Origin of the sequence: Candidatus Kuenenia sp., assembly GCF_027493735.1 — a bacterium.
In the GTDB taxonomy this organism is placed as follows: domain Bacteria; phylum Planctomycetota; class Brocadiia; order Brocadiales; family Brocadiaceae; genus Kuenenia; species Kuenenia stuttgartiensis_A.
In genome coordinates this window covers 87,627-100,894 of the sequence record NZ_JAOSKF010000019.1, presented here as the reverse complement: position 1 = coordinate 100,894, position 13,268 = coordinate 87,627, and the positions used below count along the sequence as shown (strand labels likewise).

General features: G+C 37.9%; 15 protein-coding genes and 1 CRISPR repeat array. Of the genes, 2 read left to right on the top strand and 13 right to left on the bottom strand.

All coding sequences use genetic code 11. From position 1 onward, the window contains the following. Window positions 1-42: 42 nt before the first annotated feature. Together rpiB and M5U24_RS11850 are read left to right on the top strand one after the other, a co-directional pair. Window positions 43-495 (top strand): ribose 5-phosphate isomerase B, encoded by a 453-nt coding sequence (gene rpiB, locus M5U24_RS11855; RefSeq protein WP_099323559.1) that lies wholly within the window; start codon window positions 43-45, stop codon window positions 493-495. A 43-nt stretch (window positions 496-538) separates the two neighbouring features. Continuing rightward, window positions 539-1,018, top strand: coding sequence for a TlpA disulfide reductase family protein (locus M5U24_RS11850; protein ID WP_298202530.1), 480 nt, complete (start codon window positions 539-541; stop codon window positions 1,016-1,018). Window positions 1,019-1,682: 664 nt separating this feature from the next. On the opposite strand, the gene M5U24_RS11845 is transcribed toward M5U24_RS11850, so the two are convergent. The 13 genes from M5U24_RS11845 to csm2 all read right to left on the bottom strand — a co-directional run bounded on the left by M5U24_RS11845 (window position 1,683) and on the right by csm2 (window position 13,258). Further along, entirely contained in the window at window positions 1,683-1,853 is a 171-nt protein-coding gene (locus tag M5U24_RS11845) for a hypothetical protein (RefSeq protein ID WP_298202528.1), read from the bottom strand. 1,315 nt (window positions 1,854-3,168) lie between these two features. Then, window positions 3,169-3,813: a CRISPR direct-repeat array (repeat unit 37 nt; unit sequence GTCTCAATCCCTTCTACATCAGGTCAATGATTTCCAC). Between the two features lie 205 nt (window positions 3,814-4,018). Next, the gene (gene cas2 / locus M5U24_RS11840; protein WP_099323562.1) at window positions 4,019-4,294 is read right to left on the bottom strand and encodes a CRISPR-associated endonuclease Cas2; all 276 of its coding nucleotides are present in this window, start codon (window positions 4,292-4,294) and stop codon (window positions 4,019-4,021) included. Between the two features lie 3 nt (window positions 4,295-4,297). Further along, a complete protein-coding gene (gene cas1, locus M5U24_RS11835; RefSeq protein ID WP_099323563.1) occupies window positions 4,298-5,299 on the bottom strand; it encodes a CRISPR-associated endonuclease Cas1 in 1,002 nt (333 codons plus the stop codon). Further along, window positions 5,281-6,225, bottom strand: a complete 945-nt coding sequence (locus M5U24_RS11830) for a reverse transcriptase domain-containing protein (RefSeq protein WP_099323564.1) — start codon at window positions 6,223-6,225, stop codon at window positions 5,281-5,283. The genes cas1 and M5U24_RS11830 overlap by 19 nt, the downstream gene beginning before the upstream one ends. A gap of 2 nt (window positions 6,226-6,227) precedes the next feature. Continuing rightward, window positions 6,228-6,467 (bottom strand): CRISPR-associated protein Csx3, encoded by a 240-nt coding sequence (locus M5U24_RS11825; RefSeq protein WP_197705297.1) that lies wholly within the window; start codon window positions 6,465-6,467, stop codon window positions 6,228-6,230. Beyond that, the gene (locus M5U24_RS11820) at window positions 6,464-7,360 is read right to left on the bottom strand and encodes a hypothetical protein (RefSeq protein WP_298202525.1); all 897 of its coding nucleotides are present in this window, start codon (window positions 7,358-7,360) and stop codon (window positions 6,464-6,466) included. The genes M5U24_RS11825 and M5U24_RS11820 overlap by 4 nt, the downstream gene beginning before the upstream one ends. Window positions 7,361-7,619: 259 nt before the next feature. After that, window positions 7,620-7,751 carry a hypothetical protein gene (locus M5U24_RS11815; RefSeq protein ID WP_261341074.1) on the bottom strand — a complete coding sequence of 44 codons (132 nt, stop codon included), beginning with the start codon at window positions 7,749-7,751 and terminating at the stop codon, window positions 7,620-7,622. 281 nt (window positions 7,752-8,032) lie between these two features. Continuing rightward, window positions 8,033-9,418, bottom strand: coding sequence for a hypothetical protein (locus M5U24_RS11810; RefSeq protein ID WP_099323566.1), 1,386 nt, complete (start codon window positions 9,416-9,418; stop codon window positions 8,033-8,035). 7 nt (window positions 9,419-9,425) lie between these two features. After that, window positions 9,426-9,821, bottom strand: coding sequence for a hypothetical protein (locus M5U24_RS11805; protein ID WP_099323567.1), 396 nt, complete (start codon window positions 9,819-9,821; stop codon window positions 9,426-9,428). Between the two features lie 22 nt (window positions 9,822-9,843). After that, entirely contained in the window at window positions 9,844-11,013 is a 1,170-nt protein-coding gene (gene csm5, locus M5U24_RS11800; protein ID WP_099323568.1) for a type III-A CRISPR-associated RAMP protein Csm5, read from the bottom strand. Between the two features lie 10 nt (window positions 11,014-11,023). Then, window positions 11,024-11,998, bottom strand: a complete 975-nt coding sequence (gene csm4, locus M5U24_RS11795) for a type III-A CRISPR-associated RAMP protein Csm4 (RefSeq protein ID WP_099323569.1) — start codon at window positions 11,996-11,998, stop codon at window positions 11,024-11,026. A gap of 9 nt (window positions 11,999-12,007) precedes the next feature. Then, a complete protein-coding gene (gene csm3, locus M5U24_RS11790) occupies window positions 12,008-12,805 on the bottom strand; it encodes a type III-A CRISPR-associated RAMP protein Csm3 (RefSeq protein ID WP_099323570.1) in 798 nt (265 codons plus the stop codon). 18 nt (window positions 12,806-12,823) lie between these two features. Continuing rightward, the gene (gene csm2, locus M5U24_RS11785) at window positions 12,824-13,258 is read right to left on the bottom strand and encodes a type III-A CRISPR-associated protein Csm2 (protein ID WP_099323571.1); all 435 of its coding nucleotides are present in this window, start codon (window positions 13,256-13,258) and stop codon (window positions 12,824-12,826) included. Between the last annotated feature and the right edge of the window lie 10 nt (window positions 13,259-13,268).

Below are 13,268 nucleotides of genomic sequence, written 5' to 3'. Positions count from 1 at the left end.
TTATTATTCATCTTTTGAAAACCTTATTTGTGTGACGATAAAATGAAAATTGCCATTGGATCCGACCATGCCGGTTTATGGTTAAAGAAATCATTTATAGCACATTTTGATAAACCGGAGTACCAGTTAATTGATGTAGGCACATACAGTACAGAACCGGTAGATTATCCTGATTATGCAGAAGCGGTTGGCAGAAAATTACTAGATGGGAGCGCCGATAGGGGTATTTTGATTTGCTGTAGTGGTGTTGGAGCTTCTGTTGCGGCAAACAAGATTCCTGGTATTCGTGCCGGGCTTTGCCACGATACCTATTCTGCTCACCAGGGCGTGGAACATGATGATATGAACATACTTGTGCTTGGCGCATGTATAGTAGGATTAAAACTAGCCATTGAACTCGTCCAGTCATTCTTAGGCGCCACATTTAACGGAGAAGAACGTCACAAGAGAAGAGTAGGGAAAATTGAATCTATTGAAAAACGTTACAAAGGCTAATTACTTAAATTGTATTGTTTATGCTTCTATGAAAGGGGGGACGGTGAATAATAACGTATTTAAACGTGCATGCCGCAATGTATTATTTATAATGATGTTGTTTTTATGCTGTGAAACAACCTATGCCAATGAAATTAGCCGCATTAATCTTGATGATTTGGAAAATATTATTTCTGACAATAAAGGGAAGGTGGTTCTGGTAAATATGTGGGCAACATGGTGTCCATACTGCAGAAAAGAATTGCCAGGATTTAGCAGTTTACAAAAAAAATACAATGGCAAGGTAGAAATTATTGGGATTGCTTTCGATGAAAACGGTGAGCAGGTAGTACCGCCATTTTTAAGAAAATGGAACGTAACGTATACAAATTATCTTGCGGGGGAGGATCTTACTTCAGGATTTAGCTTACTGGGATTTCCAACAACAATTATATACGATACAAACGGAAAAGAAGTTAACAAACACATCGGCTATGTATCAGAACAGGATTTTGAAAAAGAGATTAATGAAATATTGGAATAAATCTGATCTGCAGAGATTTTAAATATGAAATTGCTGGAGACGATGTAAAAGGGTTCTTCGCATATAATGGGATTGATATTGTTGGCGTTGTAAATGCCCAAGGGGCTGTTCCTTGTACAATTAGTTAACCAAAAATCGGGAATGCTCCTGTTGTTCAAACTATGTCCCCCGCTGGCGGGGGTGCAGGGGGTGGACTGTATTTCTCCATCGATTCAACTACCCCTTTTATTATGAAAATAAATTTGACCCTCTTTCCCACGCCCAGCAGACTGGTCAGATGGACAATTTTATCCTGTTTCGTGACATGCATTCCCGCAGAACGTAGGAATGAGAAGAAAAATTTATGGCTATTCATATTATAAACCTCCCGAATTTCCTTCGCAGACAATTCCACCCCCTTAATCCCCCGCCAGCGGGGGACAGGCTTGCAGCATTGTTTTGCCCCAATCACACAAACGGTTACAAAAAATCGGGAATGCTCCTGTTGTTTGGGAATGCATTTGTTCGAGAAACTCCGGTTTCTCGCATGTTTGCGGATAGATAGGGAATAAAATCACAGGGTTAAAACAGTTTGTAATTTGTCAAGTCAGACCCTCACTGGAAACAAAGTTTCCAGTGCAATTGCGTTCTGATCTCCGATAGTTTAATAAATTACGCTGAATAGTTACAAGATCATTGCATGTCTTTCTTGCCTGGGTATTGTTGATTTCTGTATGCCGCGGCACAGACGATCGTTTGTTTTGAATTGGATTCCACCACCACGAATGATGACTACCTTCTTGATAAATTCACATCCTTGCGGCCGTAAATGCTTCAGCAGATCATTGCGCTTCATACAACAATTTTTTCTTCCACATATCACTTCCTACGGGAGCATTCCTGATTTTTGGAAAACAAAAATGCTCGTTCCCAAACTCCGGTTTGGGAACGTAATTGCGTTGGAAGCTCTAGCTTCCATTTAGCCGGCAAGCGAAGCTTCGTGTATTATTCGATTCAAAAGAGGTTTCCAAATATCTTGGGTAACATACTGAAAAGCCTCCAAGCTGACATCATGGGTTCATTCCTTTTCCATTCGAAGCTGGAGCTTCTCAAACAATCCCGTTCCCAAGCCGGAGCTTTGGGAGCGAGCGGTTTTTTTCACGGGAATGCATCCGTTAAGAATTATTGTAACACTTTGGTTTTAAAAAAAACGTATTACCGATAAGCTCCGTAGGAGCAACCTGTTTGTAGATAGAATACCATAACAGATCGTAGAGACAGGTTTGAAACCTGTCTCTATAATCAGGAGCGGCCTGTCTTCCTGTCAATCATATACAGGCCGCTCCTACGGAGCTATTTACCTGTTGAATTTTATTGCGCTACAAACAGACCGCACCCAAAGGGGCTACATTGTTTTTTATATCCCCTTGAATTTTTCAAATAACTAAGGTGTTGAGAATTATTTTATTAAAAACAACCCCCCTTTTTCCCCCTTTATTAAGGGATACTTTTCTGGCAGGTTGCTTAACTTAATGACATTGGTTTGCAAACCTGAACCTGCCGGGAGTCGTGTGATGTTTATGCTGAATAGTTACTCAAAATGGGAAAGAACTGACGTTGTAAGCAACCACTTTGGTGGTTTTTTGCCATAGGCACACACGGGATAACTACTCCACGGATAATCTGCCAACCGCCTGACTATTTTGGCTCGTAAAGGATTCCTGTGTATATAGCGGGAAAGACACATCTGGTATTCATCCTTTTCAACAAGAAAGGTTTTGAATCGTCCCTGGAAAAGGTGCCAAATTCGCTTGTGTTTTAAATTATACCGGTGCGTGTACGTAGTTCCAAACCATTGCATACATTGAAAAATATTGGGTTTATTGGTTTTGAGGAGTAAATGATAATGGTTATCCATGAGAACATAGGCATATACTTCAACCTCAAACCGTTCCTATATGTTTCCCAAAATATCGAGAAACGAAATACGATCGTCATTGTCATGGAAAATATTCCTTCGCTCATTTCCCCGTGATAAGATGTGATAGTAAGTCCCCTTCAAATTCTATGCGCCATGGCCTTGTCATGGCAGCCAAGATATAAAAATTGCCTTTTATTATCAACAAATTAATCACCAATCAAGGTGTGACCCTCGCCCTTTTAATTGAAGCGTCTCAATCCCTTCTACATCAGGTCAATGATTTCCACCGACAAAATCAAGTACATAAGGAGCTGCTCTTTGGAGTCTCAATCCCTTCTACATCAGGTCAATGATTTCCACGCAATTGTGTCGGCGATGAGCTATTCCCGGTAACAATGACCGTCTCAATCCCTTCTACATCAGGTCAATGATTTCCACAAAATGGGTATGCTCCTCATCAAGCATTCTCAATCAAGGTTGTCTCAATCCCTTCTACATCAGGTCAATGATTTCCACGTGGAATGACGCGTGGCTTAGTAACAAGGACTGCGACGTCTCAATCCCTTCTACATCAGGTCAATGATTTCCACGGCAAACTGGAGGTGCTGGTCGGAGGGCAAAAGACACTGTCTCAATCCCTTCTACATCAGGTCAATGATTTCCACCGTTTAGTTGTATCGTGCGCGCGCACGGATACTTTTTTGTCTCAATCCCTTCTACATCAGGTCAATGATTTCCACGTATTAATATGTTAGACGGCGTTAACGAGGTATTTACCGTCTCAATCCCTTCTACATCAGGTCAATGATTTCCACGAACCATCCCATAGTAGCTCCCCGTCGCCCATATACCACATTAGTCTCAATCCCTTCTACATCAGGTCAATGATTTCCACAGCGGCATATGTAACTTTAGAATTAACAACTACTTGCAAGGCCATTTCCTGTAACCTCCACAATCTGTAATCATTACACATCGAAATTTTCATCCTTTCCATTAAAAAATTGTCTTAACCTCTTAAAACACAATCGATTATGATTTTCCTGTAACCACCCCCTTTTTAGCTATGTTTTAAAAATCCGCTAAATGCTTATCACACTTTAAATTACGTATATATTTTCAATCTTTGAGACCTTTCCCTTTCCCATTACTTCTATCCTTTTTTCACACCCGGCACAAATAGAATAAATACGGATACTGTCGTCTTCTGCGATTATAATCTCCTGTATTCTTTTTATCATTTTGCCTAAAAGCTTCTCATCCAAAATACATTCAAATACACTATACTGCACCCGGTCGCCAAAGTCTTCCAGGATTTTTGCGAGCTTTGTCCTTCTTCTTGTTTCCGGAATATCATAGGAAACCAAATAAAACATTGGTTATATCTCCATTACAAATGAAGTATAAGGAATATTATTTTGTATATGAGACGCTAAATTCTCCGCTTGTATGCGAAAACATTTTCTGAAGGTGGTGTTTTCTTTTTGTTGCGGATGAAGAAATTCCCTGTTTATCATTGTTTCATATTCCACAAAATACCGTTTCAATGGCTCTCGTTTCAAATACACCCCTCCCGTACTCGGATTAGCATAGAAATCTTCCTCGCAAAATATCCGGTTATTGATAAGATTCAGGGTGATACGATCTGCAATGGGGGCACGAAACTCCTCCATCAAGTCAGACGCAAGGGAAGATCTGCCATAATCAATTCCATGATAATATCCAAGATAAGGATCAAAGCCCAGCCCGTCAAGGAGCGAGGATATTTCATTAAAAATCATCGTATAATTTAATGAAAGCAATGCATTCACGGGATCAGTTGACGGGTACTTTTTCCGTCCTGGAAAAGCAAATGCAGAAAGGATCATTTTCCCAAAAGACGTAAAATATACCCTGGCGGCATTTCCCTCTATACCAAAAAGCTGGCTGATGTTCGCCGCTGATTCCACTTCATTTAATCGCAGGGAAAGGTCGTCCATTTCTACATCAAAGCTATTGCGGGGGTGATTATACGAAAACGACCGTACCAGTTGTATACAATTTTGTATCTTCCCGCAAACAATTACTTTTGCAAAAGCCAGCCGAAAGTCGTCATTCCAATATTGTTTAAACTGTTGAACACGAAGGGTAATATTTTTGGTGTAAGGGGAGGTTATCTGTCCAATGAGTTTCCCTGTTCTCGTGAGAATAGCCATTTCTATTCCATGCTCAAAGAGTTCGTGTACCGCTTGTGTGGTAAACTGTACATTTCCAAATATGAGAACGGCGTCTATTTTATGGCATTGCACTTCAAGAAGCACTTTGTCATCCTTTTCAATAATTAACCGGTCACCGCTTTTCCGTAAAATGGAATTCTGTTCAGTCAGGTAGAGGTTTGCCATATTTTCCCTTGCTTTCTTTGCTTAAAATAAACTTCAAGGTCTAATGGTTTTGGAAAGAACAACACCTTCCGTTCCTTCTTTGGCCGGTCGAAAGGCACCATGATCATACTCTTTACAAAAATAACTCCCAGGAATTTAAAACCCTGGTCAAAGTTAATCACCTGTTCTTCATCCAGTTCTAAAAGAAGTTTTTCCAATATTTTCTTTGTTAATTTGAGTGATTCTTTTGCCATTCCGGAATTTTTGCAAAGGATGATGAAATCATCTGAAAATCGCACAAGCTTATATCCGTTACGAGTAAGTTCTTCATCGAATTCATCAAGATACAGATTTGCAAGAATCGGGGAGATGGGTGAACCTTGCGGAATCCCTTTTTTTAATGTGGTTACCGTTTTTCCATCCCATACTTCACCTTTTAGCCAGAGCCCTACCAGGTTTTGAATACATGGATCGTGAATATAACATTTGAATTTTAACAGGAGCAATGAATAATCCACACTATCGAAAAACGCATCGATATCTGCATCCACAACCCACTGATAACCCTGTTCATAATACTCCCTGACTTTATAAACCGCCTGTTTTACGGAACGGCCTTTCCGGTAGGCAAAGCTGCACTCTTCAAATTCTTTCTCAAGAACAGGTTCAATGAGTTGCAATACGGCTGCCTGTACTATCCGGTCTCTCACTGAAGGGATGCACAATGCCCTGGCCTCTCCGTTTCCCTTATCAACCAGGATTCTTAAAAGAGGGAGAGGAAAGTACGTTTGTTCCGTAAGCTCCTTGCGCATAATTCTTAGATTCAGATCAAGGTTTCCCTCATAACGTTCGATAGTAACACCATCCGCGCCTGCACAACCGTGATTTTCCTTAACGGCATCAAAGGCGGAATATAACGCTGAGAGATTTAATGCAAATTCCTTCATACTCAAAATGGGTCATGGTCAAATATGACAACATCACCGGTAACAGGTGATCGATATATCAATTTCTTCGCTTTTCCGTGCAAAGCATGTGCAACCGCCAGGTAAAGCCAGACAGGGGCACTACCGGTCAAAATAACTTCGTCTCCTTCGCCGGCGAGATTCATACATTTGCCTAAATATTCATCTAAATTTGAAAGTTTAGCAACATTATCAAAAACCGTTGAGAGATCAATAATAATCACGAATCCAGCTCCCCACTATCAGCAGAAGAAAGGAGAACATCATAACTCACCACATGCCATGGTAAATTTGTTTGAACATATTGCAATTTGATTTTCAAATTAAAGGTCATTGAAGCGCCTATAACACTTGTTGGTTTTTGACCTCCCGTAATATCGATCATAATTTCTTCTTCTTTATATTTATTTTTCTTAAATTCACTGAGCAAAAACCATAGTGCGTGTGAGAGCCTGTCAAATTCTTCAAAATCAAAACCTTGATAACCATTTATTGTTACATCAGGAGAAAGTTGCAATAGTTTGTTTGTGTCCCCTTTTCGTGCTAATAGATAAAAACGAATCTGTCTAAAAGAATTATATTTTTCGCAAAGATGAAGAAACATATATACTTGATTGATAGATTCCGGTGAACAAATAAGAGTAACGGTTTCCAGAATACCCATATGATGCCGTATTGCCCTGAGCGGCATTTCCCATTTCCACAAAATTGGGTGTTGTGGTTCTTGTTTTAATAGTTCAATGGTTTCTATATCTTTATCTATTTCATAAATAAGGTGTAAACCCTTCGGAATTCCGTTTGTTTCCTCAAGTTTCTTCGGAAGATTTGAAAGGAAAAGAACAAGGTGTTTCCTTTTTTCAGGATTTTCATCATATGAAAAATATCGGGTACGAGGCCTGAAGAAAACATTTCTCTTTCTATACAATAGATAGGCCATAGAGAAAAAGAAAACAACAGAGACAATTTTTAACAATCGATGCAACATTATATTTTCTTTCGTCAGATATTCAAAAAAATCCCAAAAAACTTCGGTCGCCCATCCCGCGCTTAGTAATACACATAGAGTAATAATAAACGGCGATAATTCTTTTAGTCTCGTTTGTGCCTTTTCTATCATCTGGTTCGATCTTATCTCCATCATTTGAATAAATACGGAAGGTAATGTTTCGTGCTCCTTCTGTTAAACCCTTGGCGGTGTTAGCGCTTATTGAACCAACCGATCTTAAGAGTTAATCAATTAAATTATATGCACCTCTACCACGGGGAAATTTCTCAACATCAATCAGTGCCAATAAATATAAATTGTGTGCCTCCTGCCATACTTTCAATTCGGTAAAATGATGCAGTATGTTTTTATGCGTATTTTTGTTCATCTGTCATCTGGCCACTCGCCTCTGGTAACTGTGTTCTGTCCCTACGACAACAGGCCAAACAAATGCAATGTTCAATTGTGAATGAAGAATTATCAATTCGTATCTTTCTGTATCCTTCGATTCATCATTGTTCATTCTCCATTCCTAATTAATTTCTAGCCCCTTATTCATCAGGTCAATGTTTCCTAGGGTACCCTTTTTAACATCAATAAAGACAGCCACTTATAAGGCCAATTCCTGTTATCATCCCCTTTTTTTACGATAAAAAAATTCGTTAACCTATTATAAAATAAGGTTTTATATATAATTTTAGCCAATTTCTCACAAAAACGGCTCTACCACAGTATTTCTTGCCACGGAGAATACAGAGGGACAAGGAATAAATTCTCTTGTAGAAAACAAAATTCTTCTCCACATTAAAGTAACGACTCAATTAATTTATTTACTCTGATAAACGGATTCTCAATTGCTTTTATATCCAGATTCTCTATAACAAGAACAAGTTGCTCTAAGGAAAATCCTGGAATTATTTTTTCTATTTTTTCTTTGGAAACGCCTTCAAAACCGTGTCCCAAGGGGCTTTTATTTCTTAGTGTATTGAGACGTTGAAGTTCTCTTAAAGTATTAAATATATTTGAGAAAGAGGTGTTCCCCTCGTTTTTTTGTGTAATAAAATTCAAAATAGCCATCAAGGTTGGAACAGAAGGCTTGTTGTAGAGCAGTTTATTGTTTTCAGAAGGGTACTGCTCTAAATAAGGTATCAAACCCTCGATATTTTGAATACCCCTTGAGTAATTTTCATAGGTATTCTTGTTTTTATCTGTGTCGGTAACTATTTCAAGATTTGTTTCAACAATGTAACGCAACACCGCTTCCTGAAAACGAAATAATCTTCCAAGGAAATCAAGATATTCCCCCTTTTTCCATTTAATCTCCGCATTAAAATAGAGTTCCAATATTAAAGATTTAAGATCATGATCCAAAAGTTCCTGAAATTCCGATGTAAATACAATTAAAAGGTTTCTAATTTTGCCAGACACCTTTGCAATGAGTTTTCCCGATTGGCTCCTTGCCAAGTCGAAGTTGAAATTAAGTCGGTGACGAGTTATTTCCGCAACTGAAGCAATATCTTCCTGGTTCAAATCCCTTAAAAGAGAAGACGCCACGCTATATTCAAAATTTTCTATTTGTTTCAATACAAGAGCAATTTTGGAATTTTTAATAAGTTGTTTTCCTATTTGCAAGGGAACAACAATACCGCTACCTTCTAAGGAATAGACAGGTACACACTTTTGCTGAAAAATACTGATTGAGTGGAAGCACAACGCCATATTGCAGGCAGGTATTCCACCTGCAAGAGAAACGTAAATTTCATCAAAATGATCATCGAACATACTTTTTTTACCACTGAGAAATTTACCGAAATATTCGAACATTGAGTCATAAAGGTTAGGATTTGCATCTATTTCTTTGATAGCAACTTTCGTTATTGGTTTTTTACCACGATATAATTGTTGAATGCATTTTGCAAAGTAGAGAGTATCGTTACTTCGATAATGTTCTGCAGCATCCTCTTGATTGGTAGAAAAAAGCAATAATTCAATGTCGGAGTCTGGATTATTATCTTTGAGGTAGTTTATTATGGGGGATAAAATAGGTGTTGAGAGTTTTTCAGAGACACTTTTGAAGTTCTCGTTCATCCTTTCACCTTCTATCCTTGCAGGCTTTATTGCCTCACCCTCTAATTGAAGGTCGCGACTGCCTATATTGGCAATAAGAAGTATTTTTATTTTGTTATGCATGATTATTTCAGGTTCTAAAGTTTAATATTTTGTTATCAATTTCACATTCGAAATCATAAAAATCAATCGCTAACGCATTACAATCGGGGCATTTCGCTAAAGTAATTGCAATTTCTGCAAATTCCTTTTTTAACCTTTTCAATCCTGATTTTGTTCGAATTCCATTAACACGTTTGTGGATTTCTATACATTCATCAGCTTCTGGTTCACATTTCTCACAACCTCTGACCCTATGAATGTTCGCTAAAAGAAAACAGCTAATTTCATATTTAATGTCATCAATGTTTGTTACCGTATTAGCATCAATGTCTTTTTTGTTTTTTCTAGCAATAACGAATTCATATATAACAACTAAAGCAGCTACACCTCCTAGTATTGTGGGAATTATTATTATCCAGTCCATAATTTATTTAAAGAATATTTCTTCAAATATTATTTTCTACTACACACCAGCCTAATATAGCATAGCTTGAATGGTTACTTGTTATTATCCTTCTTGACTTAGGCGCAGGTGAATCTCCCCGATCTGTGAAGAGTATATTTCTTAAGTCTTGTTTCGTCTCTGCTGGCAGAAGCATTGCTACGGACGTCCCTAAAAGTCCCATGCCCCAACCCAGTCTAAAATTTGGAGTTTCATTTCCAAAATTTAAAATATTCTTCAGTTTCAATTTTTGCGAAAAGAACGATTCTTCCTCTCTTAATAAATCGGAGGTCATTTCATTCACTGCTTCAAAGGGATTAGATAAAATTTTCTTTAGTTCTGAGAAGGCTACACCGAAGGAATTTGATGGGTTATTTTCTTTAAATTTATTTAGCAACCATTCGTCAATTTTACATTGAAAGGTAAATTCATTACCAGCAGGTATGCATTCAACAAAAACAGACCAGTCTTTTGGGCTTTTAGCAGAGTCAGCACTGAATATTTTTACTTCTTCAAGATGTAAATTGCCGGTATCAATAGAGTTTGAATCGGAAATCTGTATGCACCTTAAGATATCAGAATGCGGATCATATCGTTTCTGGTTATTTTTGATAACAAATTTTTGAAAGATTTCTTCGTCGAGTCTTTGTGCAAACCATTGTTTAAACCTTTCTTTAAACCAGGAATAGCCCTGCTCTCCTCTGGGATCTTTTTTATATTCCAAAAGTTTTTTTTGTACAAAATCAGTTAATATCTTTTTACGTAAAGTATCATTAAGTCTTTTTAAGATGACATACATTATTGACGTCCTTATCACCCCTTTTATGGCAGAACCGGGAAGATAAGGCTGTGAAAATGCATTTCTAATGCAGGATCTTATATTACCTTGGATATTGATGTTGCAATGACTGGAATAACTGGATGTTTTATCCAGGAATTCCTGTGTCAGGAGTTTTTTTTCTTTAAGGAAGGCATCAACGCTAAAATCTTTGCCTTTTTGTTTGATTCCGGTTAAGAAGTTATCAAGAAGTTGTCTATCGTACAGTTCTTTTGAGAGCTTATCTTCGTTAATGAAATAACATTTATTTCTAAAAATGAGATATTCCATCGGTAAAAAATTTCCCTCTTTTCCTCCAATGTGAATGGAAGAAAGGGTTTTAAGCTTCAATTTCATAATTGATATCCTATGCTAAAATTGGCACGGTAAAGGCAAGTCCATTTCTATAAACGGGATGAAAATCTTTTTTTTCTAATATTTCCGGTGTAACGGAAACAAGATTCCCTTGTATGGTTTGTTTGAACACTGAACCTTCAGAGAACATGCTTACTGTTTTTCGTTTGTATTGAGCTTTACTGAATGGAGTAGACATCCACCCTCTTCGCTCAATCAATCCATATGAAGCGCCTTCAATAAGACTCTCTAAAACCCCTTCAATATTCATGTGGTAAAGCGATAATGTGCAATGCGCATTGCCTTTAAAGGCAAGAAGATTTTTCCATTTTTCATTTATGTCTTCCCAACATAATTTGTATCTTCCCAATCCAATGTTTCTTTTTCCACCGAGCCCAGATTCCCCAAGGTATTCAAGGGACGACTTTATCTTCTCTTCAATGGATAAATCATTTATTTTGACGATGCAATATAAACCGCAATCTTTATTGAATCTCACTGTTTTCATGCGGAATATTTGTGCATTTAAGGTTGAGCGATCAATGGTAGCTCGTGGAATCAAATCAAATTGGTAACATGAGTCGTAGTCCGGCAATACTACTTTTTTGAGATAATTCTCAATTTTTTCTCTTTTTGCCCACTGTTCAAAAAGTTCAAAAGGTAAAAAAGATATATTCTTAACCTTTTTGCCAAATTCTTCGCGAATCTCAGCGTTTTCAAACCCAGGGGGAAGTGTATGTGGTTTGGGTAAAAAAAATGTTTCGTTGCTATAAAGAAAACAGGAGGTAATCAGAAAAGGAGCGGCATCTTTGAATTTGGCAAGCATGGATTCCATATCCGTTTTTCCATAGACTATTCCCCAAGCATGACATATGGCGCTAAATATGGTGTCGGAGTGAACCATTTCACTTGATTCTTCAACGCCGATTCCGGCTTCACCAAAATAAGCAGAAGTATAAAATTGAAATTTTGCAATTTTAGTAGACATACCAACCCCTTACAAAATATCAAACATAGATAATATTTCGTCAACATTCTGCTTGCATTCATCAATGGTTTTATTTTCCAAGATTGAACTATTGCTTTTTTTGTCTTCTTCGGAGGTTGCCCTGTAGAATTCCAATTTTCTTGCCATGAATTTATCTATTGTAAAACCGACTTTGCCGTAACCTCTTGAACCATGTCCTCCCAGATAATCGTCTTGCAATAAACTTATTAACTCTAAAAGGTTGGATAAATCTTTTTTTGCCTCGCCATTACTAGCCTCCACGTTATATACGATTTCAAACTCGAATTTGGCGCCAGCGGGAATACGCTCTAATTGTCGAGGATTTGCGGCGGCAGTAACTCTATCAAGTGAGTTTTCAAATTTCCATTCCGTGTATTGCAAGCCGGTATCAATTTTTTTTAATTTTTCTCTACTCTCTTCCTCCAATAAACAATCTCTGACAGAAAGCCTGGAAGGAAGATTTTCATCTGCATTACTTCCGGTAGATCCGAAAAGTCTACAGACGTAGCACTGAGAGTCTGTGCATTCATGCCTCCAAACGTCTCCCCCACCTGATCTATTAAACTGCTTATTCTCCATTCGCTCAAAAAGTGATCTTAACTTTCCTTTCAATGAACTTCCGGGTATGTACGGTTCTCTTGTAAGAGGATCTCTCATTACCGGTGCGTCGATACCACCAATATCCATTTTTTCTTTTGAGCCGCCAATATGAAGTCCAGTTTCACATTTTATCTTTCCCAGAATAAATATTTTTCCTAGTAATGGTTTTTCTTGAAGCCTTGGCATTATATTTTCTCCTTTTATTTATGATTCCCGACCGCCATGATACCGATGATATGCAACAATCGACTCAACGAACTTGTGAAATCTTTCAAAATCCTTTTCAACCTTAACTTTGTCCATACAGGGATCAAGAACTTCCATAAGGGGGACAACCTCTCTAGACCTGCCTGCCGCATATGCAAGTTTGGGCTTTAACAGAATTACTTTTTCCTTATAATGCAACTTAGGATTTGCTATCCCCTCGGCCCGTATGGTATTTACCATGTCGAGAAATTTACGAATTTGATTTGTTTTGAGACGCACTTTGTTTGCGAGAAAGTCACCAACGTCTTCTGCGTATTTCACAAGATGCGATGCCGGCAAACTTCCCATATCTGGAAGAGCCTTCAATTCTTTCACTATGCCGTTTATTACAGAAGGTGGACCGCTTGGCACATTTTTTTTAAAATTTGACATTTGCCTATTT